This is a genomic window from Enterobacter cloacae complex sp. IR5403 (assembly GCF_049238705.1).
Taxonomy (GTDB): Bacteria; Pseudomonadota; Gammaproteobacteria; order Enterobacterales; family Enterobacteriaceae; genus Enterobacter; species Enterobacter hormaechei_C.
This window is the reverse complement of record NZ_JBMKHP010000002.1, coordinates 296,844-318,623: the sequence shown is the minus strand read 5'-3', so window position 1 is coordinate 318,623 and position 21,780 is coordinate 296,844. Positions and strand designations below refer to the sequence as shown.

Annotated in this window: 22 protein-coding genes; 11 read left to right on the top strand and 11 right to left on the bottom strand. The window is 56.4% G+C overall.

Annotated elements, in window-relative coordinates; genetic code table 11:
• Nucleotides 1-57 precede the first annotated feature (57 nt).
• Nucleotides 58-1,023: a lipoyl synthase gene (gene lipA / locus ACOTW6_RS04465; RefSeq protein WP_213788912.1), complete on the top strand. Its 966-nt coding sequence runs from the start codon at nt 58-60 to the stop codon at nt 1,021-1,023.
• Nucleotides 1,024-1,102: 79 nt separating this feature from the next.
• On the opposite strand, the gene tatE is transcribed toward lipA, so the two are convergent.
• Entirely contained in the window at nt 1,103-1,306 is a 204-nt protein-coding gene (gene tatE / locus ACOTW6_RS04460; protein ID WP_003858723.1) for a twin-arginine translocase subunit TatE, read from the bottom strand.
• Between the two features lie 125 nt (nt 1,307-1,431).
• On the bottom strand, nt 1,432-2,220 hold the full coding sequence (locus ACOTW6_RS04455) for a deaminated glutathione amidase (protein WP_213788913.1): 789 nt from the start codon (nt 2,218-2,220) through the stop codon (nt 1,432-1,434).
• Between the two features lie 67 nt (nt 2,221-2,287).
• Here ACOTW6_RS04455 and crcB point away from each other — a divergent pair, with 67 nt between their 5' ends.
• Nucleotides 2,288-2,671, top strand: coding sequence for a fluoride efflux transporter CrcB (gene crcB, locus ACOTW6_RS04450; RefSeq protein ID WP_017382474.1), 384 nt, complete (start codon nt 2,288-2,290; stop codon nt 2,669-2,671).
• Between the two features lie 219 nt (nt 2,672-2,890).
• On the opposite strand, the gene cspE is transcribed toward crcB, so the two are convergent.
• The 7 genes from cspE to ACOTW6_RS04415 all read right to left on the bottom strand — a co-directional run bounded on the left by cspE (nt 2,891) and on the right by ACOTW6_RS04415 (nt 10,353).
• Nucleotides 2,891-3,100: a transcription antiterminator/RNA stability regulator CspE gene (gene cspE, locus ACOTW6_RS04445; protein WP_002439184.1), complete on the bottom strand. Its 210-nt coding sequence runs from the start codon at nt 3,098-3,100 to the stop codon at nt 2,891-2,893.
• Nucleotides 3,101-3,290: 190 nt separating this feature from the next.
• Entirely contained in the window at nt 3,291-3,866 is a 576-nt protein-coding gene (gene pagP, locus ACOTW6_RS04440; RefSeq protein ID WP_032647688.1) for a lipid IV(A) palmitoyltransferase PagP, read from the bottom strand.
• Nucleotides 3,867-4,027: 161 nt separating this feature from the next.
• Nucleotides 4,028-7,144, bottom strand: a complete 3,117-nt coding sequence (locus ACOTW6_RS04435; protein WP_213788914.1) for an efflux RND transporter permease subunit — start codon at nt 7,142-7,144, stop codon at nt 4,028-4,030.
• Nucleotides 7,141-8,340, bottom strand: coding sequence for an efflux RND transporter periplasmic adaptor subunit (locus ACOTW6_RS04430; protein ID WP_062932207.1), 1,200 nt, complete (start codon nt 8,338-8,340; stop codon nt 7,141-7,143). Before ACOTW6_RS04430 ends, ACOTW6_RS04435 begins: the two co-directional genes overlap by 4 nt.
• Nucleotides 8,337-9,593: a TolC family protein gene (locus tag ACOTW6_RS04425; protein WP_062932208.1), complete on the bottom strand. Its 1,257-nt coding sequence runs from the start codon at nt 9,591-9,593 to the stop codon at nt 8,337-8,339. The genes ACOTW6_RS04430 and ACOTW6_RS04425 overlap by 4 nt, the downstream gene beginning before the upstream one ends.
• Nucleotides 9,594-9,604: 11 nt before the next feature.
• On the bottom strand, nt 9,605-9,898 hold the full coding sequence (locus ACOTW6_RS04420) for a copper-binding protein (RefSeq protein WP_062932209.1): 294 nt from the start codon (nt 9,896-9,898) through the stop codon (nt 9,605-9,607).
• Nucleotides 9,899-9,951: 53 nt separating this feature from the next.
• Nucleotides 9,952-10,353 carry a hypothetical protein gene (locus ACOTW6_RS04415; protein WP_032620077.1) on the bottom strand — a complete coding sequence of 134 codons (402 nt, stop codon included), beginning with the start codon at nt 10,351-10,353 and terminating at the stop codon, nt 9,952-9,954.
• Nucleotides 10,354-10,692: 339 nt separating this feature from the next.
• Here ACOTW6_RS04415 and dcuC point away from each other — a divergent pair, with 339 nt between their 5' ends.
• The 7 genes from dcuC to ptsP all read left to right on the top strand — a co-directional run bounded on the left by dcuC (nt 10,693) and on the right by ptsP (nt 19,394).
• Nucleotides 10,693-12,060, top strand: coding sequence for an anaerobic C4-dicarboxylate transporter DcuC (gene dcuC / locus ACOTW6_RS04410; RefSeq protein WP_017382481.1), 1,368 nt, complete (start codon nt 10,693-10,695; stop codon nt 12,058-12,060).
• Nucleotides 12,061-12,154: 94 nt separating this feature from the next.
• Entirely contained in the window at nt 12,155-12,964 is an 810-nt protein-coding gene (gene rna, locus ACOTW6_RS04405; protein ID WP_003858741.1) for a ribonuclease I, read from the top strand.
• 173 nt (nt 12,965-13,137) lie between these two features.
• Complete coding sequence (locus ACOTW6_RS04400) at nt 13,138-13,461, top strand: PTS fructose transporter subunit IIB (RefSeq protein WP_017382483.1); 324 nt, start codon at nt 13,138-13,140, stop codon at nt 13,459-13,461.
• Nucleotides 13,462-13,488: 27 nt separating this feature from the next.
• Nucleotides 13,489-14,739 carry a PTS fructose transporter subunit IIC gene (locus ACOTW6_RS04395; protein WP_017382484.1) on the top strand — a complete coding sequence of 417 codons (1,251 nt, stop codon included), beginning with the start codon at nt 13,489-13,491 and terminating at the stop codon, nt 14,737-14,739.
• Between the two features lie 11 nt (nt 14,740-14,750).
• Nucleotides 14,751-15,863 (top strand): aminopeptidase, encoded by a 1,113-nt coding sequence (gene ypdF, locus ACOTW6_RS04390; protein WP_062932210.1) that lies wholly within the window; start codon nt 14,751-14,753, stop codon nt 15,861-15,863.
• Complete coding sequence (gene ypdE / locus ACOTW6_RS04385; protein WP_121479201.1) at nt 15,836-16,876, top strand: aminopeptidase; 1,041 nt, start codon at nt 15,836-15,838, stop codon at nt 16,874-16,876. Before ypdF ends, ypdE begins: the two co-directional genes overlap by 28 nt.
• A 22-nt stretch (nt 16,877-16,898) precedes the next feature.
• Nucleotides 16,899-19,394 (top strand): phosphoenolpyruvate--protein phosphotransferase, encoded by a 2,496-nt coding sequence (gene ptsP / locus ACOTW6_RS04380; protein WP_121479202.1) that lies wholly within the window; start codon nt 16,899-16,901, stop codon nt 19,392-19,394.
• A gap of 3 nt (nt 19,395-19,397) precedes the next feature.
• On the opposite strand, the gene ACOTW6_RS04375 is transcribed toward ptsP, so the two are convergent.
• Together ACOTW6_RS04375 and ACOTW6_RS04370 are read right to left on the bottom strand one after the other, a co-directional pair.
• Nucleotides 19,398-20,252: a helix-turn-helix domain-containing protein gene (locus ACOTW6_RS04375; protein ID WP_176691872.1), complete on the bottom strand. Its 855-nt coding sequence runs from the start codon at nt 20,250-20,252 to the stop codon at nt 19,398-19,400.
• 1 nt (nt 20,253) lies between these two features.
• Nucleotides 20,254-20,874, bottom strand: a complete 621-nt coding sequence (locus ACOTW6_RS04370) for a flavin reductase family protein (RefSeq protein ID WP_003858756.1) — start codon at nt 20,872-20,874, stop codon at nt 20,254-20,256.
• A gap of 262 nt (nt 20,875-21,136) precedes the next feature.
• On the opposite strand from ACOTW6_RS04370, the gene rnk reads away from it, so the two are divergent.
• Complete coding sequence (rnk, locus tag ACOTW6_RS04365; protein WP_022647414.1) at nt 21,137-21,547, top strand: nucleoside diphosphate kinase regulator; 411 nt, start codon at nt 21,137-21,139, stop codon at nt 21,545-21,547.
• Between the two features lie 137 nt (nt 21,548-21,684).
• A complete protein-coding gene (yldA, locus tag ACOTW6_RS04360; protein WP_015571155.1) occupies nt 21,685-21,774 on the top strand; it encodes a small membrane protein YldA in 90 nt (29 codons plus the stop codon).
• The last annotated feature ends 6 nt before the right edge of the window (nt 21,775-21,780 follow it).

The following is a 21,780-nucleotide window of genomic DNA, read 5'->3' as shown; positions in this document are numbered from 1 at the left end:
ACATTCCCTTGAATTGAAACGCTTTCCTTCGATATTCGCAACTGGAACACGCACGCTATGAGTAAACCCATTGTGATGGAACGCGGTGTTAAATACCGCGATGCCGATAAAATGGCCCTTATCCCGGTTAAAAACGTGGCTACAGAGCGCGAGGCGCTGTTAAGAAAACCGGAATGGATGAAAATCAAACTTCCGGCCGACTCTTCGCGTATCCAGGGGATCAAAGCGGCGATGCGCAAAAATGGCCTTCACTCTGTCTGTGAAGAGGCCTCCTGCCCTAACCTTGCTGAATGTTTCAATCACGGTACCGCGACATTTATGATTCTGGGTGCCATCTGCACCCGCCGCTGTCCGTTCTGTGACGTTGCCCATGGTCGTCCTGTTGCGCCTGACGCTAACGAACCGCAAAAACTGGCGCAGACGATTGCTGATATGGCGCTGCGTTATGTTGTTATCACCTCCGTTGACCGTGACGATCTGCGCGATGGCGGTGCTCAGCATTTCGCTGACTGTATTACCGCCATCCGCGAAAAAAGCCCGCACATTAAGATTGAGACGCTGGTGCCGGACTTCCGTGGCCGTATGGATCGCGCGCTCGATATCCTGACCGCGACGCCACCAGACGTGTTCAACCACAACCTGGAGAACGTACCGCGTATCTACCGTCAGGTACGTCCCGGTGCAGACTACAACTGGTCGCTGAAGCTGCTGGAGCGCTTTAAAGAAGCCCATCCGCATATTCCAACCAAGTCCGGCCTGATGGTCGGCCTGGGTGAAACCAACGCTGAGATCATTGAAGTGATGCGCGATCTGCGCCGCCACGGCGTCACCATGCTGACGCTGGGCCAGTACCTCCAGCCTAGCCGTCACCACCTGCCTGTACAGCGTTACGTGAGCCCGGATGAGTTCGATGAAATGAAAGCCGAAGCGATGGCAATGGGCTTTACCCATGCCGCGTGCGGTCCGTTTGTTCGCTCCTCTTATCACGCCGATATGCAGGCGAAGGGCGAAGAAGTGAAATAAAGCTGTAAAATTTATTTACAGTAAAACAAAAAACCGGCCTCGTGAGCCGGTTTTTTATGCAAGCCTTGCAGCATTGCCATTACTCTTTGTGTGAAAGCTTCTGTGCAGTGATGTCATCTTCGGCACTTTTCTTCGCTGCCGCGTCGTCATCGTTCATTGCTTTCTTAAAGCCCTTAATGGCAGCACCCAGGTCTCCACCCAGCGTGCGTAACTTCTTGGTACCGAACAGCAGGACGACCAGTGCGGCAACCACCAGCAGTTTGGTAATACTAATCTCACCCATAAATACCTTCTTTACATGAAACAGGCTGCATTCCGCCAAAAAACCTGAACGTATTAACGGTCATTTGGCGCGTGCACACAATAGCAATCTGTAACAAGGTGAATCAAGCATTGTTGAAAAAAACATCACATTAATTGCGGTGGCGCAAACCTGCGATTGCGCAGAACAGGTAATTGCTGCCGCGCAAGCGCTATTCGGGCTGAAATTATCTCCGTCAGCAATAACGCAGGCGTCTCCGCTGCCGCAACAACCGTCACCCCCAGCGGATCGACAACCCTGCTCTGCCCGATATTTTTGTTACCACATTCACCGGCGGCTACCACGTAACAGGTGGTATCCAGCGCGCGTGCTGCCAGCAGCGTCGCCCAGTGATGCTCCTTAAGCGGTCCTTTGACCCAGGCGGCAGGCAGCACCAGCACCTCGGCCCCCTGCAATGCAAGGTTTAGCGCCAGCTCGGGAAAACGAATGTCGTAGCAGGTCATCAGACCAACCTTAAAGCCCTCCACCTCAATCAGCGGCGGAATTACACTCCCCGGATCGACCAGGCGCGACTCCTGAACGCTGAACGCATCATACAGATGAAGTTTGGCGTAGCTCGCGATAATGGCACCTTCACGTATCGCCACCAGCGTGTTTACCGCGCGCCCCGGCGAGGACGGAACATGGATCGTCAAGATGGTGGTGAGCGCGCTGCCGACGCTTTCGGCCAGCAGTCGTTTCAGAAACGCCCCTTCCAGCGTTTGTGCAGACTTTACCGACAGGTCCGGATCGGTATCATCACGGGCCAGTAACGCCTCGGGAAGTACCAGCAACGACGCCCCCTTTTGCTTCGCCTGATGCATCAGGGAGACGCATTTTTCCGCGTTTTCATTCCAGTCCGGCGTCACCGCGAACTGCCCTACTGCAACATACATAATTGTCTCCCGGTCAAAAACAGCGTTACACTCGACGCACTTACACAGCAAATAGCAGGTATTGACAGTGTTACAACTACTTATAGCCGTTTTTATTGGTGGAGGCACGGGTAGCGTTGCGCGGTGGCTCTTAAGCATGCGGTTTAACCCCCTGCATCAGGCCATTCCGATGGGAACACTGGCGGCAAACCTGATTGGGGCGTTTATTATTGGGATGGGGCTGGCCTGGTTTAATCGTATGACCAACATCGACCCTATGTGGAAGGTTCTGATTACAACCGGTTTCTGCGGCGGCTTAACAACGTTTTCTACCTTCTCTGCGGAGGTGGTGTTTCTGTTTCAGGAAGGCCGGATGGGCTGGGCGCTGACGAACATTGCCGTTAACATGCTTGGCTCGTTTGCGATGACTGCGATCGCATTCTGGTTATTTTCCTCCGCCAGCGGACATTAAGCGCGGCAACCTTAATGTTGGCTTAATTTTTCTCTGTCACTCTTGGCTCAATATTGAACGAGGGTGATAGCATGAAAGAAAATCTCTTAGGCGCAGGTATGGTATTGCTAAGCGTCGCGATCGTCGCCAGCTTCCTGAAGATCTATCTTATTGGTTGATTCAGAACGAAAAAAACCCGCTCATTGAGCGGGTTTTGAAATTCTTGCTGACGCGTCTGAATTACAGAGCGATTACGTTAGCAGCAGAAGGGCCTTTGGCACCGTTAGTGATTTCGAACTCTACGCGCTGACCTTCAGCCAGAGTTTTGAAACCATTAGACTGGATTGCAGAGAAGTGTACGAACACGTCTTTGCTGCCATCTTCAGGAGTAATGAAACCGAATCCTTTGGACTCATTAAACCACTTAACGTTACCTTTAATCTTAGACATCAAAATTACCTTTACATTAAAAAACGACACAAATGCTGTGTCGGGTATCAGTACAACAATTGTGAGGCGTTTTGTCCAGCGGATCTTTGATAAAAAGTGACAAAAGTCGCGTTAATTTTCGCTGTCCGATTTTTATCCTTTACATTTCAATGTCTGTGCGTTTTTTGGCCGATTTACCAGAAAAATTCAGTTAAAACTGAAACCGCATCCAGGCAAAGTAAACGTTACCGTTGTTATACGTACCCGGTATGTAGGTCATCTGAAACGTCGCCGGACCGTAGCCGATGGAGGCAAGCGGCAGCAGTACCGGAACAGGAATGTATTTCCAGTTATCACGCGCCGTAAACCCTGCCGTATAGCCCAGCCCCAGACGGAAGTTGTCGTCCGATAACGGACGCCAGGTTTTTTCCCAGCCATAGCCGCCAATAGGCTCCCATTTATTGTAGGAGTCTTTAAACGCCATCAGGTACAGGCCATGCCAGTTACCTTTTTCATCCCAGCGAGACTGACCGAAGCCGGCCCCCCACGGACGCTCGTTATAACGGTCAGTTTTTTCTTTATCGTAGGCAAAACGTGCATGCCACGTAATGGCCGGAATGTAGAGATCGTAATGCTCAGGTTCATTCCATGTTTGCGCGACGTTATCCGTGAAGGTGGTGAACCAGCCTTTATCCGCTGTATTGCTCTCTGCATTAACAGCAGACGCAAATGATAACTGCCCAATAATAAACAATAAAATCAGGGGAAATTTAATTCGTACAATCACAGTGCCATTACCATATTTAGTATTCGGTGCAGACTTTAACACAGAATACTTGAATGAACGCTTAACAGCATGGGTGTTATTCCTAATTACCCTCCCGTTTCTGGGAATAATCTGAGGAAACATAAACTGCATGCCTGAATAAGCACATGCAGTTGACATATTTAACGTTGGTGTAACAACTTGTAGAGTGCGGGAATAACTAGCATCGACAATAACGGTGCCGTTACCATACCACCAATCATCGGCGCGGCAATACGTTGCATCACCTCTGAGCCACTCCCACTGCCCCACATGATGGGCAGCAGTCCCGCCATAATAGTGGCGACCGTCATCACCTTCGGACGCACGCGCAGCACGGCTCCTTCGTGGATTGCCCGCATCAGCACCGTATTTCCCCCTTCTGGCTCCAGCCTGTGATATTTATCAAGCGCATGATTCAAATAAAGAACCATAATTACGCCGAATTCTGCCGCCACCCCGGAAAGGGCGATAAAACCAACGGCCCCCGCCACTGACAAATTATATTCAAGCAGCCACAGTAACCACACGCCCCCAATAAGCGCGAAAGGCAATGTCCCCATTATTATCAGGACATTTGATATCCGCCTGAAGGGTAACCATAAAAGGACGAATATAATCATCAGCGTGACAGGTAAAACTATTTTGAGCGTCGCGGTCGCCCGTTCCAGATATTCAAACTGCCCGGACCAGGAGAGAGACACACCCTGCGGCAATACCACCTTCTCCTCCACCCGTTTTTGCATTTCATCCACGGCGGACTTCAGATCGCGCCCGCGCAAGTCCACGTAAATCCAGCTGGAAAGGCGCGCGTTTTCACTTTTGAGCATCGGTGGGCCTTCCGTCACGACGATATCGGCCAATTCCCCCAGCGCCACCTGGCTACCGCTGGCGGTCACTACCGGCAACACCCGCAACGTGTCGACGTTATCACGCAAATCGCGGGGATAACGCAGGTTAATGGGATACCGCTCGCGTCCCTGGATCACCTCGCCAATGTTATCGCCCCCGACCAGCGTGGAGACCAGGCTTTGCAGTTCATCGACGGAAACGCCGTAGCGCGCGGCTTTTTGCCGGTCGATACGAATATCCACGTAGCGCCCGCCTTCCAGACGCTCCGCCAGCGCAGAGGAAACGCCAGGAACGTCCTTCACCACCTGCTCAATCTGCCGGGCCACGCGCTCAATGTCGGCAATATTATTGCCGTGCACCTTAATGCCGACCGGGCTTTTGATCCCGGTTGCCAGCATGTCCAGGCGGTTACGGACAGGCGGCACCCACACATTGGCAATGCCCGGCAGCGACACGGTTTTATCGAGCTCCTCCACCAGCTTTTGCGGCGTCATTCCTGGCCGCCACTGCTCGCGGGGCTTAAAGTGGATGGTTGTTTCCAGCATGGTTAATGGCGCGGGATCGGTTGCCGACTCCGCCCGACCGGCTTTGCCAAACACGCTCGCCACCTCCGGGACGCTTTTGATCAAGCGGTCCGTCTGCTGAAGCAGCCGCGATGCCTCGCGAGCAGAGATCCCCGGCAGCGTGGAGGGCATATAGAGCAAATCCCCTTCATCCAGCGGCGGCATAAATTCGCTGCCCAGGCGGCTCAGCGGCCACAGTGTGGCGATCAGCAGCAGACATGCCAGCGCCAGGGTCGTTTTCGGGAAGGTCAGCACCTTGTCCAGCAGTGGCTCATACAGGCGGATCAGGAGGCGGTTGATCGGGTTTGCCTTCTCATCCGGGATTTTCCCGCGAATGAAAAAGCCCATTAGCACCGGCACCAGGGTGATCCCAAGCCCGGCGGCCACGGCCATCGACCAGGTTTTGGTGAACGCCAGCGGCGAGAACATTCGTCCCTCCTGCGCTTCCAGCGAAAAAACCGGTATAAATGACAGCGTGATGATTAACAGGCTGCAAAACAGCGCTGGTCCCACTTCAACCGCCGCCTTTTCCGCCAGACGCCAGTACTCTCCCGGCGCGGGCTCCTTGCCCGGATTATCATGCCGCCACTGCTCCAGCACCTTGTGCATATTTTCAATCATCACAATTGCCGCATCCACCATCGCCCCGATGGCAATGGCGATCCCGCCGAGCGACATCATATTCGCGTTAATGCCCTGATAGTGCATCACCACAAATGCCCCGAGGATCCCCAGCGGCAGCGAGACCATCGCCACCAGCGCGGAGCGCAGGTGGAACAGGAACAGCGCGCACACCAGTACCACCACGGCAAACTCTTCGAGCAGCTTGTGCGTCAGCGTTTTGACCGAGTCCTCAATCAGCGTGGAGCGATCGTAGACCGGAATAATCTCGACGCCCTGCGGCAGCGTTTTTTGCAGCTCGCTCAGTTTCGCTTTTACCGCACGAAGCGTTTCCAGCGCATTCTGCCCGTAGCGCATCACGATCACGCCGCCAGCGACCTCCCCTTCACCGTTAAGCTCCGCCACGCCCCGGCGGATCTCCGGGCCAATGCCAAGGGTGGCGACATCTTTCAGCAGGACAGGCACGCCATTGCGGGTGGCGATCACCACATTGCGAAAATCCTCCAGCGAGCGCAAATAGCCCGTTGTCCGCACCATATACTCCGCTTCGCCCATCTCCAGCAGGGCGCCGCCGCTCTCTTTATTGGCGGCCTGCACCGCGCCGGATAGCTGGCTGTGGGTAATATTCAGCGCGCGCATCTTCGCCGGGTCCGCCACGATCTGATACTGACGCACCATTCCGCCAATACTTGCCACTTCAGATACATTCGGTACTGTCTTGAGCTCGAACTTAAGCGTCCAGTCCTGAAGGGCCCGCAGATCTGCCAGACTGTGTTTTCCACTACGGTCGATCAGCGCATATTCGTAGATCCAGCCCACGCCCGTCGCATCCGGCCCCAGCGACACCTTCACGCCCGGCGGAAACTGCGCCTGTACCTGGCTTAAATATTCCAGTACCCGGGATCGCGCCCAGTAGAGATCGGTGCCATCCTCAAACAGCACATACACATAAGCGTCACCAAACATTGAAAAACCACGCACGGTTTTGGCGCCCGGCACAGACAACATGGAGGTTGTCAGCGGCCAGGTCACCTGATCTTCAATCACCTGCGGCGCTTTTCCGGGGTAACTCGCTTTGATAATGACCTGCACATCAGACAGATCGGGCAACGCGTCCAGCGGCGCGCGCTGCACCGCCCACCAGCCCCAGCCTGCCATCATCAGCGCGGCCAGGATCACCAGCAGGCGGTTACTCAACGAGGCGCGAATCACAGCGGCAATCATGGCGTCACCTCCGGCATCACGCTACGCAGGCTGGCTTCGGAATCAATGAGGAATTGCCCGGACGTCACCACCTTATCGCCCTCTTTGACCCCGGACAGGATCGCCGTCCAGCCCTGCGCCGTCAGGCCGGTTTTTACCGTCACAGGCCGGAAATAACCGTTCCCGGTGGCCAGCAGCAGACGCGCAGACTCTCCGCTGTTAATTACCGCCTCTTCCGGCACCGCCAGCACCGGCGGGCCTTTCAGCTCTTCCGCACGCCTGACGGAGAGGTACATGCCTGGCTTCAGCTTATGTGCGGTATTTTCCAGCACGATACGGGCTTTCAGGGTTCGCGTGGTCGCCTCCATCTGCGGCAGCAACTCGCTGACCGTGCCGTGGAATTGCTCCCCCGGCCAGCTTTCTGACGTTGCGACCACGTTGCTGCCCACTGCCAGAGACTGCGCCTGCGTTTGCGGGTAATCGACCACCAGCCAGACCGGATCGAGGCTGGCGATCTCAAACAGCGGCGCCGTTGCGGTGATTTGCGCCCCTTCCCGCACATCCAGCTTCACCACATAGCCCGCCCGGTCAGCGCGCAGGGTGAGCGTGGTCTGCGGCTTACCGCTACGCTCCAGCAAACGAATGACCTCTTCCGGCATAAACTGCAACGCCAGCCGCTCGCGTGCGGCGCGGGTCAATGCGGCATCGCCAAGCTGACGAACCGCGAGATACTCCTGCTGGGCGGTGGTCCATTGCGGGATCCACAGTTGCGCCAGCGCCTCCCCGGCTTTCACCTGCTGCTGCGGCGCATTAACAAACAATTTTGACACCACGCCATTGGCCGGGGCTGACACCACCGAGACGTTACGTTCATCCGTTGCAACCGTGGCAAAGGCCGAGAACGGCGAAACCAGCTGGCGCATCTCAACGTTGGCGGTTTTCATCCCCAGGTTTTGCTGCTGTTGAGTGCTGATGGCCACGCCTGACGCCGCCTGTGCTTCATCGGCGTAGCGCGGGACCAGATCCATATCCATAAAGGGGGATTTACCCGGCTTATCGAAGCGCTGACCGGGCACCATAGGGTCGTACCAGTAAAGCACCTTACGTTCAGAGGGTTGTGCAGCCGCAGCCGGCTGATGCGTCTGCTTCTTTCCGACAAAATAGCCGCCAGCGGCAGCTATCGCGATGGCAATCGCCATTAACATTGTTTTTTTCATTGCGCCAGCTCCTGCGGGATCAGCCAGTTCACGGCAGCCCAGGTTCGCGCCATTTCGCGCTCCGCCTGGTTCACCGCCAGTTCCGTATCCAGTACGCCACGACGCGCCTCCAGCAGGGCCGGAAGCGCCGACTGTCCAGAGCGATATTGCGCCGTCAGCACCGCCAGCCGTTGACGTTGCAACGGCAGTACCTCGTCCCGCTGACGCTGCCACACCGTTTGCGCAGCCTGATACTGCGCCACCAGCGTTTGCACCTGGGCAATGTGTTCGCGTTTGAGCAGCGTCAGTTGATCCACCGCCTGCATTGAGCGGGAAACATCGGCGGCGTAATCCTTGTCCTGGCGTTTTGACTGGAACAGAGGCAGATCCACGCTGAACATCACGCCAGCCATATCGTCATAACCTTCGGCGCGGTGGGCGTAATAGACCTCTACATCCACATCGGGTATCGCCGCCACGGCAGATTGCGCCGAACGCGCTTTCGCGGTCTCGGCTTCACGTCGTGCGGCTTCCACTTCCGGGTGCCTGACGATCCCCTCCTGCAACGTTTTTTCATCGGCAGGAAGACGCTGATAGCGCGGCAGCGGACCGCTAACCTCCGTAATCGCGTGCCCCGTAAGCTCCAGCAGACGGCTTTGCGCCAGCTGCACATCCCGCTGCGCCAGCGTCTCTTTGTCACGCATGGCGCTGAGGATCATTTGCAGGGCCAGTACGCTGTCCGGCGTTGCGCTTCCCGCCCCGACGCTCGCCTTCTGCACGCCGCGCTGGCGTTCCGTTTCGCGTACCAGCGTTCTGGCCGTATTCAGCGCCTGCTGGGCCAGCGCCAGATCCAGCCAGGCCTGGGCGGTATCACGCTGAAGCGCGGCGCGGACGGCTTCGGATTTAGCCAGCACGCTTCGCGCCTGCGCCTGAAAGGTCTGCGCTTTACGTTCCCGCTTCTCTGAGCTGACGTAGCTTTGCATGATGCCAACCTTCTGCATGGTCATCCCTTCGCGCGTCAGCCGCCGATCGTTGCTGCCCTGTACCGGCACGTTTTCGATGCCGAATTTCAGTTTTGGGTCAGGTAATTGCGTGGCGGAATCCGCCATCGCATCCAGCGCCTGCGCTTCGTTACGGCTGGCGGAGAGTTCTGCCGAGTAGCGCTGGGCTTCGGTCAGGGTGTGTTCGAGCGTCCACGGCTCCGCCTGCGCGACGGAGGTTAACAGGCCGAACAACACCCCACCGAGCCACAGGCTCAGTGTGTGTTGTTTCATGGTGACCTCGCTTAGCGTGCTGGCGTCAGCGAGATAATCTGGAAACCGTCACCCGCACGCTCAAGCGTGAAGGTCACTTCATCCCCCGGTTTGGCGCCGTTCAGCGTGGCGCCCGAAGATAAAGTAAACGGCATGGTCATTGCTGGCCATTTTAGTTCCGGTATGGCCTCGTGCCGGAGCATGACGGCGCTGTCAGAGATCGACTGAACCACGCCGTGGCCCTGCCAGGTCTGGTTTGCCTGAACGGTATAAGAAGCGAAAGAGACGGACGCGCCAACCAGCGCGGAAAGGAATACGGTACGCATGATAAAACTCCTGTTAAACGTTAAGTAAATAAAATCAACGAATTAACAGGTTTTTACTCCCGAAACCGGCAATAGCGGATCGTTGCCGGCGGCCCCACAGCAGGAGGGGTAACGGACCACGCAGAGTGGCTCGCAGAGGAGCACTCTGGCGTCGTTAAGGTCAGGGTCATGGCGGCAGGCAGCGCCACCAGATGCGGCTGGGCAGGATCTTTTTGTACCTGATCCGGCACACAATGTTTTTCACACAGCGGTGAAGCACCGGCAGCATAATGCGGCCCCGGTTGCGCCATCATCTCCATATGCTGGATGGTGGCCACCTCGCCGCGCAAATCCATTGAACATTGATGGGAGGCGACGGCCACCTGACTCTGGATCAACAGCCAGCCAAACGCCAGCAAAAACATCAGCAGATGTTTTTTGATAAAGCGCAGGCGATATGTCCAGCTGGCGTGCATATTCAGATCGTCGGACAGGAGAAAGTGAACCGAGTATAAGCAGGCAAAAGAATGAAAGAGAAGTGGTTTTAAAGAGATTTACGTTTTAAATCGATTGTCGGCAAGTAATACTCAAAACCTTAACACTTCACCATCAATTTAATGACATATAATATCTATTCATCAGGTCAATAACGTCTTAATATAAATGACGCAGGGTTAGCAAAAATATCGTCATCAGTGCCTTTAGTAGTCTCTTTCTTGATTTTAATCAGCAAGGACTGGACATTTATTCGGCACATTTCAGCTTCTTTTTTATTGATTATTTGTCTCTCGGGCAGCAAGGATACAGGGGAAATCATGCTTACTTTTCTCGAACTCCTCATTGGAGTCGTGGTCATTGTCGGTGTAGCACGCTACATCATTAAAGGTTACTCAGCCACCGGCGTGCTATTTGTCGGCGGCCTGACGCTGCTGATCATTAGCGCGCTAATGGGTCATCAGGTTTTACCCGCCAGCGAAGCCAGCACCGGATATACCGCTACCGATATTGTGGAATATATAAAAATTCTGCTGATGAGCCGCGGCGGCGATCTGGGCATGATGATCATGATGCTCTGCGGATTTGCTGCCTATATGACCCATATCGGCGCGAATGATATGGTGGTAAAGCTGGCTTCTAAGCCGCTGCAATATATTAATTCCCCCTATCTGCTGATGGTCGCGGCCTATTTCCTGGCCTGTCTGATGTCATTAGCCGTTTCCTCAGCAACGGGCCTTGGCGTGCTGTTAATGGCAACGTTGTTCCCGGTAATGGTTAACGTCGGGATCAGCCGTGGCGCAGCGGCGGCTATTTGCGCCTCTCCGGCGGCGATTATTCTCTCCCCTACTTCCGGTGACGTAGTGCTGGCCGCAAAAGCCGCGGAAATGTCGTTGATTGACTTCGCCTTCAAAACCACACTACCGATCTCCATCACCGCTATTCTCGGCATGGGCGTGGCGCATTTCTTCTGGCAGCGCTATCTCGATAAGAAAGAGAACGTCAGCCACGAAATGATGGACGTCAGCGAAATCACCACTACCGCCCCGGCGTTTTATTCCATCCTGCCCTTCACGCCGATTATTGGCGTGCTTATTTTCGACGGCAAATGGGGCCCGCAGCTGCACATCATCACTATCCTGGTGATCTGTATGCTGCTGGCGGCCATCCTGGAATTCGTTCGTGGTTTTAACACCCAGAAAGTGTTCACGGGTCTGGAAGTTGCCTTCCGCGGTATGGCGGATGCCTTCGCGGGCGTGGTGATGCTGCTGGTTGCCGCGGGGGTGTTTGCCCAGGGGCTGAGCACCATCGGCTTTATTCAGAGCCTGATCTCTATCGCCACCTCGTTCGGCTCGGCCAGTATTATCCTGATGCTGGTGCTGGTGGTGCTGACCATGCTGGCGGCGATGACCACCGGCTCCGGTAACGCGCCGTTCTACGCCTTTGTTGAGATGATCCCGAAGCTGGCGCACTCCTCCGGCATCAACCCGGCTTACCTGTCCATTCCGATGCTTCAGGCTTCCAACCTGGGTCGTACCATTTCTCCGGTATCGGGCGTGGTGGTTGCGGTTGCGGGGATGGCGAAAATCTCTCCGTTTGAAGTGGTAAAACGCACGTCAGTGCCGGTGCTGGTTGGCCTGATTATCGTTATTATCGCCACCGAAGTGCTGGTTCCCGGCGCTGCCTAAGCGAAATTCCTGATTTCCAAAAAGCGCCTGCGGGCGCTTTTTGTGCTTTAATAACCCCCAGAAATTAATCGCGCCCAACCAATCAGGAAAGCAAATGTTCAGGAAGGATATCGTTATCCCGTCTGGCGCAGTAGCGCTTGCACTCTGTGTCTTCTCAATTCAGGCAGATCCGCTTAAGCCAACCCAGTACGGCGATTTCGATCGCTACGTTCTGGCCCTTTCCTGGCAAACCGGATTTTGCCAGAGCATGGTCGAACGTAACCGTGACGAACCGGAAGAGTGCCGCCTGCAAAAAGAGAGCAGCAACAAAACCGATTTTCTGACCGTCCACGGCTTATGGCCCGCGCTGCCGAAATCTATTGCCGCTCGCGGAGTGGATGAACGCCGCTGGATGCGCTTCGGCTGTGCCACTCGTCCGGTTCCAAATATGCCGGAAGCAAAAGCCAGCCGCAAATGTGACGCCGCAGAGACCGGACTATCGCTAACCGGCGCGGCGAAGCTGAACAGCGTGATGCCCGGCGCGGGCGGCAACTCCTGCCTTGAACGTTATGAATACGCGAAACACGGCGTCTGCTTTGGTTTTGATCCCGACGCTTACTTCGGCACCATGGTGCGCATGAACCAGGAAGTGAAGCACAGCGCGGCAGGAAAATTTCTGGCGGAAAATTATGGCAAAACCGTCCGCCGCAGCGACTTCGATGCAGCCGTGGCCAAAAGCTGGGGGAAACAGAGCGTAAAAGCGTTCAAGCTTACCTGCCACGGCAATCCGGCTTATCTGACCGAGATGCAGATCTCGCTGAACGCCAGCACCATCAACAACCCGCTCTCTGCCGGCTCCTTTGCGCCACAGCCGCATCCGGGCAACTGCGGCAAACAGTTTGTCATTGATAAAGCCGGTTACTGATGCTGCGCCGGGCACCTTTTTGCCCGGTTTTTCATTGATTTCCGTGATATGACGATTAACCTCACACTTCCGCTCACACGCATCATTTTTCCAGCTAAAGCATTATTAATCCGGTAAACATCACTGAAACCTCCCCGCCATAATCATGGCGTTATCTACAGGAGGAATTTCACATGGCTAAAAAACTGATTGCACTGTGCGCCTGCCCGATGGGCCTGGCACATACCTTCATGGCAGCCCAGGCGCTGGAAGACGCGGCGACGGAAGCCGGTTATGAGGTAAAAATTGAAACCCAGGGCGCGGACGGGATCCAGAATCGCCTGACCCCGCAGGATATTGCCGACGCTGACATTATTATCCACGCCATCGCGATCACCCCGGAAGACAATGAGCGCTTCGAAACGCGCGACGTGTATGAGATTACGCTTCAGGACGCCATTAAAAACGCGGCAGGCACCCTGAAAGAGATCGAAGAGATGATTGCAGCAGAACAATAATAATCCTCACACCCAGGGGTTTTCGTCATGGCTATTAAAAAACGCAGCGCGGTTCGCCCGGACAGTCACGAGGGTGACACACTTGCCATCAAATCCGCACCGGTTGCCGCCGGTGCGTCTTTCTGGAAAGAGCTTCCACAGCACATTATGTCGGGGATATCCCGCATGGTGCCAACGCTTATCATGGGCGGGGTTATCCTCGCCATTTCACAGCTCATCGCCTACGTCTGGCTGGAGATCCCGCCTGACACCGGTATTCTCGACGCGCTTAACTCTGGCAAATTCACCGGTTTCAATCTCTCGGTATTGAAATTTGGCTATCTGACCGAATCGTTCGGCGGGCTGCTGTTCAGCTTCGCCATCCCGATGTTTGCCGCCTTTGTCGCCAACTCTATCGGCGGAAAGCTGGCCTTCCCGGCCGGGTTTATCGGTGGCCTTGTCGCCACGCAGCCGACGCTGGTGCTGAACTTTGATGCGGAAAAACTGACCTGGCTTGCCACCAAACCCGTGCCCTCCACGTTTATTGGCGCGCTGATTATCGCCATAGCCGCAGGCTATCTGGTCAAATGGCTGAATAGCCGTATTAACGTACCGCAGTATCTGCTGGCCTTTAAAAGCACCTTTCTGATCCCAATCCTCTCGGCGCTGTTTGTGATGCTGGCGATGTATTACATCATCACGCCGATTGGCGGCTGGCTGAATGCAGGTATGCGGACCGTACTGCTGGCGGCGGGTCAGGCGGGCTCCATGATGTATGCCATCGGGATGGCGGCGGCCACGGCGATTGATCTTGGCGGCCCCATTAACAAAGCGGCGGGATTTGTTGGCCTGGGGCTGACAACCGATCATGTCCTGCCCATCACCTCCCGCGCCGTGGCGATTGTTATTCCGCCCATTGGTCTGGGGCTGGCCACACTGATTGACCATCGTCTGACCGGCAAACGCCTGTTCAGTCCGCAGCTTTATCCGCAAGGCAAAACGGCCATGTTCCTCGCCTTTATGGGCATCAGTGAAGGGGCCATCCCGTTCCTGCTGGAAAATCCGCTTGCGACGCTGCCAGCGTATATGGCGGGTGCGATCGCGGGTGCGATGACCGCCACCGCGCTCGGTGCCGTGCAGTGGTTCCCTGAATCGGCGATCTGGGCGTGGCCGCTGGTCACCAATCTGGGGGCGTACATGCTCAGTATTGTGGTCGGGGCGGCGATCACCGCGCTGTTGGTTGTGATTATTCGTAACAGTCTGCACAAGCGCGGAAAACTTGCTATCGACACGCTGTAACGGGGTGAACCATGGAACTACTGAGAAGGCTTCGTGCCTGGCTGGCTGCGGAAAAACTGGACGGCGTGCTCATCGCTTCGCGCCAGAATAAACAGCCGCACCTGGGCATTTCAACCGGTTCGGGCTATGTGATGGTGACACGAACCGCGGCACATATCCTGGTGGATTTCCGTTACTACAGCGATATCGCTTCACGAGCGGCGGGCTATGAGATGCACCTGCTTAACACGGAGAACCCGTTTGCGCAGGCGGTGAATCAGATTATTGCGAAGGAAGATCTCACCCGTCTTGGCTTTGAGGGTGAATACGTGAGCTGGCAAACAGGCGTGCTGTGGCACGATACGCTGAATACCACGCTTTGCAGCACCTCGCTCGACGCGCTGCGGCAGATAAAAACCGCTGACGAAATCGACCGTATCCGTGCAGCATGCGGCATTGCAGACCGCGCCGCACAGCACATCCGGCGTTTCATTCAGCCCGGTATGCGCGAGCGTGAAGTCGCTGCCGAGCTGGAGTGGTTTATGAAGCAGGAGGGTGCGGACAAGCCCTCTTTCGACACCATTGTCGCCAGCGGGCCGCGCGGTGCGCTGCCCCACGGCAAAGCCTCTGACAAAGTGATAATGCCTGGCGAGATGATCACCCTTGATTTCGGCGCCCAACACCAGGGGTATTGCTCGGATATGACAAGGACCTTTCTTGTCGCCGGGCAAAACACGCCGCCGGAGGAGCACCCTCTCTATGCGGTGTACCAGATCGTTCTGGCGGCACAACAGGCGGCCATTGATGCCATCCGCCCCGGCGTTTCCTGTCATCAGATCGATAGCGCCGCACGTTCCGTGATTGAACGTGCAGGTTACGGCCCGCAGTTCGGGCATAACACCGGCCATGCCATAGGTATTGATGTCCATGAAAATCCACGTTTTTCCCCCACCGACCGCACCCTGTTACAGCCCGGCATGGTGCTGACCGTTGAGCCGGGGATCTATCTTGAACACCTGGGCGGGGTACGAATTGAAGATGTGGTGCTGGTGACGGAAACGGGCGCCGAGGTGCTTTATACCTTCCACAAACAGCTATTGCTGACGGGAGAACAAGAGTGGACAGAGATTTACTGCGCGCCCTGAGCGAAGCAGACGCCATTGCGGCCTCAGAGCAAGAGGTGCGCGACATCCTGCTTAGTGAGGCGCAAAAATACCATAAAGAGGTTCAGTTTGATGGGCTGGGTTCCGTGCTTATCCGCGTCAACCAGAGCCAGGGCCCGAAAGTAATGGTCTGCGCCCATATGGATGAAGTTGGTTTTATGGTGCGTAGCGTCTCGCGCGAAGGGGCCATTGATGTCCTGCCCATCGGCAACGTGCGCATGATGGCCCGTACCCTTCAGCCGGTACGCATCACCACGCGTAACGGGGAAAAAATACCGGGACTGCTGGATGGGGATTTGAAAGGAGAAAACGTTGACAATTTGCGTGTCGACATTGGCGCGACGTCGGCGGAGGAGGTGTTCGCCGCTGGTATCGACGCAGGCGACCGCGTGACGTTCGATACGCCCTTTCAGACCCTTCCCCATAATCGGGTGATGGGTAAAGCCTTCGACGATCGTCTCGGCTGTTACCTGCTGATCGCGCTGCTGCGCGAGCTGCACCAGACGCCGCTCGACTGCGAGCTTTGGCTGGTGGCCAGCTCAAGTGAAGAGGTCGGCCTGCGCGGCGGCCAGACCGCCACGCGCGCCATTCATCCTGATATCGCGCTGGTGCTGGATACCGCCTGCTGGTCAAAAAATTTCGATTATGGCAGCGCCAACCATCGCCAGATCGGTGCGGGCCCGATGCTGGTGCTGTACGACAAAACGCTCATCGCCCCAGCCAAACTGATCGCGCTGGCGGAGACGATCGCGCGCTCACAGCGGATCCCGCTGCAAAAAGACATGTTCAGCAATGGCGGAACGGACGGCGGGGCGATCCATCTCTCCGGCACTGGCGTGCCGACTCTTGTGCTTGGTCCCCCGACCCGACACGGGCACTGCGCGGCATCCATTGCCGACGAAAAAGACATTCATCACACCCAACAACTGCTTGTCGCGCTTGTGGCAGGCATGAACCGTGAGACCGTGGATCATCTGACGGACTTCAGATGCTGATCTCACGCGGCCAGGAGGAAGTATGCTTTCAATTGAATTTTTCTGCCCACTGCCCAACGGCCTGCATGCGCGTCCGGCCTGGGCGTTAAAAGAGCAGTGCAGCGCATGGCGCAGCGACATCCGTTTTATCAACAGACGGCTTAACACTCACGCGGATGCCAAAAGCTCGCTGGCGCTGATCAGTACCGGTACGCTGTTTAATGACAGCTGTGTACTGGAAATTAACGGCAGCGACGAGGAGCAGGCCCGACGCGTGCTGGAGGCGTATCTCACCGGCGCGTTTATCGACAGCGACAGTATTCCCTCCGGCGACGCGCCGCACATTGCGCATCCCCTGCCCCGCTCGCTTGTAAGGCTTGCTCCCCATCTTCAGCACGGCATTACGCTCGCCAGTGGCATCGGGGCTGGCACTCTGCGAGGCTGGCAGAGCGATAACCTCAAACGTTATTGTCAGATTCCCGCCTCACCGGAAGATATTACCCGCCTGGAACACAGCCTGGCGACGCTGGCTGAACAGCTCAACCACCGCCTGCGCGGGCTGGACGGCGAGAGTAAAACCATTCTCAGCGCGCATCTTTCGCTGATCCAGGATGAGGAGTTTGGCGGCACCATACGCCGACTGATCGCCGAGGAGCGGCTAAGCCTTGCGGAGGCGATCATTCGTAATATGGAGCTGATCTGCGACAAGCTGTCGCTCTCCGCCAGCGACTACCTGCGTGAACGCGTCAGCGATATTCGCGACATCAGCGAGCAGCTTCTTACCATTACCTGGCCGGAGTTGCAGCAAACCTCCGCATTCACCCTCAGCGCCCCCACTATTCTGGTGGCGGAAGATCTGACGCCCAGCCAGTTTCTCAGCCTCGACACGCAGTACCTGAAAGGCATGGTGCTTGAAAAAACAGGCCGGACGTCGCACACGCTGATCCTGGCACGCGCGGCCTCCGTGCCTGTGCTGAGTGGTTTAACGGTCGCCTCGCTGGCGCCGTTGATGGGAAAAGAGGTCATTCTGGACGGCATCTGTAGCGTGCTGGTCGTTGAACCCAACGACGCGGTGAATGATTACTACAGCGTGGCGCAGCGCCTTGCCGACCGACGCCACCAGCAGCAGATCAAAGATGCGGGTCTTCCTGCGCTCACCCGCGACAACGTACCGGTAGAGATTGCCGCCAACATCGGCAGCGCGCTGGAAGCGCCCGGGGCGTTTACCTGCGGCGCGCAGGGTATCGGGCTGTTTCGCACTGAAATGCTGTATATGGACAGAGACACTGCGCCGGACGAGCAGGAGCAATTCGAAGCCTATCAGCAGGTGCTGCTCTCCGCGCAGGGCAAGCCGGTCATCTTTCGCACAATGGACATCGGCGGCGATAAGCAGATCCCTTACCTGAACATTCCCCAGGAAGAAAACCCGTTCCTCGGCTATCGCGCCGTTCGCATTTATCCCGAATTTGCCGATCTCTTCCGCACCCAGCTGCGCGCGATCTTACGCGCAGGCGCCAGCGGCAATGCGCTGTTGATGATCCCGATGGTGCACAGCCTCGATCAGATTTTATGGATCAAACAGGAGCTGCAAAACGTTCGTGACGCCCTGGCCTCACAGGGGTTACGTCACACCGCGCACCTGCCGCTGGGGATCATGGTTGAAGTGCCTTCAGTCTGCTTTATCATCGATCACTTCTGCGAAGAGGTGGATTTCTTCAGTATCGGCTCGAACGATATGACTCAGTATCTCTACGCTGTCGATCGCAACAACCCGCGCGTTTCGGCGCTGTATAACCCCATCACACCGTCTTTTTTACGCATGGTTCGCCAGATTGTCACCGCAGCGCATCGTCACGGGAAATGGGTCGGCATTTGCGGGGAACTTGGCGGAGAGCAGCGCTACTTCCCTCTTCTGCTTGGGCTGGGTATAGATGAGTTCAGCATGAGTGGGCCGCGCATCCCTGCGGTAAAAACCCAGCTGCGTCAGCTGGACATGGCGGCCTGCCGGGCGCTGGCAGATAAGGCCTGCGACAGCCGCAGCGCAGAGGAAATTGAAGCCCTGCTGGCGGATTTCACACCGGAAGCGCCGCCGCGTCCCTTGCTGGCGCTGGAGACTATCGTGGTCAATGAGCCGCTGACCTCAAAAGAGCAGGTGCTTCAGTTCTTATGCGGAAATCTTGCGATTCATGGCAGGACCGAAAACCCGCTGGAGCTTGAAGAAGATCTCTGGCAACGCGAAGAGATTGTCACCACCGCCGTCGGGTTTGGCGTGGCGATCCCTCACACCAAATCGCAATGGATACGCCACTCCAGCATCAGCATTGCCCGGCTGGACAAGGCGATTGACTGGGAGTCGGATTTGGGCGACGCCGAGCTGGTGATCATGCTGACGCTCGGTGCTCAGGAAGGGATTAATCACGTGAAGGTCTTTTCCCAGCTGGCGCGGAAGCTGGTCAATAAAACGTTTCGCGAGTCGCTGTTTGCAGCAACGACGCCGCAAAGTATCCTGGATCTGTTGAACGCTGAAATCACGTTCTGACTGTCACTGAAAGCGTGCGCGATACTCCCCCGGCGTCAGGCCAAACTGACGCCGGAACAGACGGCTAAAATAGTCGCTATCGGCATAGCCGCAGCGCTTCGCCACTTCCCCCACCGGCAGATGGTATTTTTGCAGGATGGTTCTCGCCTTCGCCATACGCACCCAACGAACGTAATCCACAAAACTCATCGTCCCCTGTTGGGAAAACAGGCGTGACAGATGGTTAGCCGAAATATTAAACAGCGCGGCGACGCTCTCCCGCGACAGGGATTCAGCATAGTTTTCCTGCACCCAGTTACAAATGCTCTGATAGAGGAAATCCCCGCGCGACAGGCCCGGTTCAGGCAGCGACGACACCACTTTCCGGCACCAGTGCAGCAGGCTCAGCACCAGCGGTTGAATAATGGCCTGGTCCTGCGGGGAAGCGCTCAGGTGCGTCAGGGCCATCAGCATCGCGGCACATTCGCCTCGTTCAGGGTGAGGAAGCTCCACGTGTCGCTGTGCAGGCCCGGACTGGCCGTGACGGGCATCATGAAACACCAGCCCCAGCCACGACGGCGCAAAAAGGATGCTCAGCAGCATGACCGGTCGTTCAAACACCGGGACGCTGGCGGCCTGGGCGGGAAGAAACAGCATTTCCCCCTGGCGGAGGATCTGCTGCCCGGCAACCAGTCTGTTGCCATATTCCCCGCGAAGAACGACGTCAAGCCGTGGCCAGTCGCGGCTCACGCTTCCGACAGCGTCAGACGCGCCACGTTGAGCAAACCAGACTCGTCCCAGCTGCTGTGGGTTGAGCACCAGGCCGCTCAACAGATCGGCAAAAAACTGCTGATCGGCGGGCAACAGGGTTGCGCGCATATCACCCCCTGCGCGCATCCGGGCGTACCAGGTCGAAGCGATGGCTGTCACTGATGGCGTAGTAGGCCGTCGGTCCACCCGCACGCAGAATGGGCTGCGCTTTCGCGGTCTGGTAAATCCCCTCTTCCAGCAAACTCTCGGCAATATGGACGCCCACGACTTCGCCGAGCACCAGCCAGGTATCAATCGGCGTCCCATCCGCGCCGGTAAGCTGAATGCACTGTGACAATCGACACTCGAAATTCACCGGGCTTTCCGCCACGCGCGGCGAGCTCACAAGCTGGCTGGCAACGGGCGTCAGGCCGGCAAAGGTAAATTCATCCTCGCCATGAGGGAGCGTGGCGGAGGTTTCATTCATCGCCTCGGCGAGATCGCGCGTTGCGAGGTTCCAGACAAACTCCCCCGTTTCGGTAATATTCCGCACGCTATCCTTCCAGCCGTTGCTGGAAAAACCAATGATCGGTGGGCGATAGTTAAAGCAGTTAAAGAAGCTGTACGGGGCAAGGTTCAGTTGACCGGCCTTATCACAGGATGAGATCCAGCCAATCGGACGTGGACCGATAATGGCGTTCAGCGGGTCGTGCGGCAGGCCGTGCCCCTGAGACGGTTGGTAAAAGTACATATCGCTCTCTCTACGCTGGGGCTGCAACGCGCATTGCCCGGGTTCAGTCTTTCCAGCGTAACGAAATTTCCGTTCAGCGTGAATCGGGACGCCGGGTTTATTGCCAAAAATTCATATGGCGCATGATTGTGACCTTCATCACTTCAAACTTACGGTTTCAGACAGTATCATCAGATAAGTTAAACCCTCGCTGCCAGACGGCGAGGGTTTTCTTTTGGATTGGTTTCTGCGTTACACGCAGCATTAACGACATGGAGTAAAAATGTCCAGACCTACGATTATCATCAATGAACTCGACGCAGAACGTATTGACCGACTGTTGGAGAAACCAGAATTCGCCTCGCTGCCGGTAGCCGATGCGCTGAACGAAGAGCTCGACCGGGCGCAGATGTGTACGCCTGAAACCATGCCGCATGATGTGGTCACCATGAACAGCCAGGTGAAGTTCCGCAACCTGACCACCGGAGAGGAGCTCACCCGTACGCTGGTCTATCCGGCGCAGATGACCGACAGCAGCATGCAACTGTCGGTGCTGGCACCCGTGGGCGCAGCGCTGCTTGGACTGCGCACGGGCGATACCATCCACTGGGAACTCCCGGGCGGCGCCTCAGCTCACCTGGAAGTGCTTGAGCTGCTCTACCAGCCCGAAGCCGCTGGCGATTACCTGCGTTAATCCCTTCTGAACAAGCGACCCCGCTTTGCACAGAGGATGCACCCGCATCCTCTTTCCGCAAATTCACCCTATTGTGCTATACCGGACAAAAACCGCTTAATCCACGCTTAGTCTGTTGTAGTGCCGTGGGGACGGTCATGGGTGAGATACTTGTTATCACACTGGTTTTTCTCATCATCCTGGCGATCCTCGTCGTGGCGGTGCTGTATCTTGAGCGCCACTGGTGAGTGAGG

Excerpts from the sequence above, each read along its gene's own strand:
- ptsP (WP_121479202.1), top strand. The coding sequence starts at position 16,899 with ATGCTTTCAATTGAATTTTTCTGCCCACTGCCCAACGGCCTGCATGCG.
- ACOTW6_RS04400 (WP_017382483.1), top strand. The coding sequence starts at position 13,138 with ATGGCTAAAAAACTGATTGCACTGTGCGCCTGCCCGATGGGCCTGGCA.
- yldA (WP_015571155.1), top strand. The coding sequence starts at position 21,685 with ATGGGTGAGATACTTGTTATCACACTGGTTTTTCTCATCATCCTGGCG.
- lipA (WP_213788912.1), top strand. The coding sequence starts at position 58 with ATGAGTAAACCCATTGTGATGGAACGCGGTGTTAAATACCGCGATGCC.
- rnk (WP_022647414.1), top strand. The coding sequence starts at position 21,137 with ATGTCCAGACCTACGATTATCATCAATGAACTCGACGCAGAACGTATT.
- ACOTW6_RS04375 (WP_176691872.1), bottom strand. The coding sequence starts at position 20,252 with ATGCGCGCAACCCTGTTGCCCGCCGATCAGCAGTTTTTTGCCGATCTG.
- ACOTW6_RS04370 (WP_003858756.1), bottom strand. The coding sequence starts at position 20,874 with ATGTACTTTTACCAACCGTCTCAGGGGCACGGCCTGCCGCACGACCCG.
- tatE (WP_003858723.1), bottom strand. The coding sequence starts at position 1,306 with ATGGGTGAGATTAGTATTACCAAACTGCTGGTGGTTGCCGCACTGGTC.
- ACOTW6_RS04455 (WP_213788913.1), bottom strand. The coding sequence starts at position 2,220 with ATGTATGTTGCAGTAGGGCAGTTCGCGGTGACGCCGGACTGGAATGAA.
- ACOTW6_RS04430 (WP_062932207.1), bottom strand. The coding sequence starts at position 8,340 with ATGAAAAAAACAATGTTAATGGCGATTGCCATCGCGATAGCTGCCGCT.
- dcuC (WP_017382481.1), top strand. The coding sequence starts at position 10,693 with ATGCTTACTTTTCTCGAACTCCTCATTGGAGTCGTGGTCATTGTCGGT.
- ACOTW6_RS04420 (WP_062932209.1), bottom strand. The coding sequence starts at position 9,898 with ATGCGTACCGTATTCCTTTCCGCGCTGGTTGGCGCGTCCGTCTCTTTC.
- ypdF (WP_062932210.1), top strand. The coding sequence starts at position 14,751 with ATGGAACTACTGAGAAGGCTTCGTGCCTGGCTGGCTGCGGAAAAACTG.
- rna (WP_003858741.1), top strand. The coding sequence starts at position 12,155 with ATGTTCAGGAAGGATATCGTTATCCCGTCTGGCGCAGTAGCGCTTGCA.
- ACOTW6_RS04415 (WP_032620077.1), bottom strand. The coding sequence starts at position 10,353 with ATGCACGCCAGCTGGACATATCGCCTGCGCTTTATCAAAAAACATCTG.
- ACOTW6_RS04425 (WP_062932208.1), bottom strand. The coding sequence starts at position 9,593 with ATGAAACAACACACACTGAGCCTGTGGCTCGGTGGGGTGTTGTTCGGC.
- ACOTW6_RS04435 (WP_213788914.1), bottom strand. The coding sequence starts at position 7,144 with ATGATTGCCGCTGTGATTCGCGCCTCGTTGAGTAACCGCCTGCTGGTG.
- cspE (WP_002439184.1), bottom strand. The coding sequence starts at position 3,100 with ATGTCTAAGATTAAAGGTAACGTTAAGTGGTTTAATGAGTCCAAAGGA.
- ACOTW6_RS04395 (WP_017382484.1), top strand. The coding sequence starts at position 13,489 with ATGGCTATTAAAAAACGCAGCGCGGTTCGCCCGGACAGTCACGAGGGT.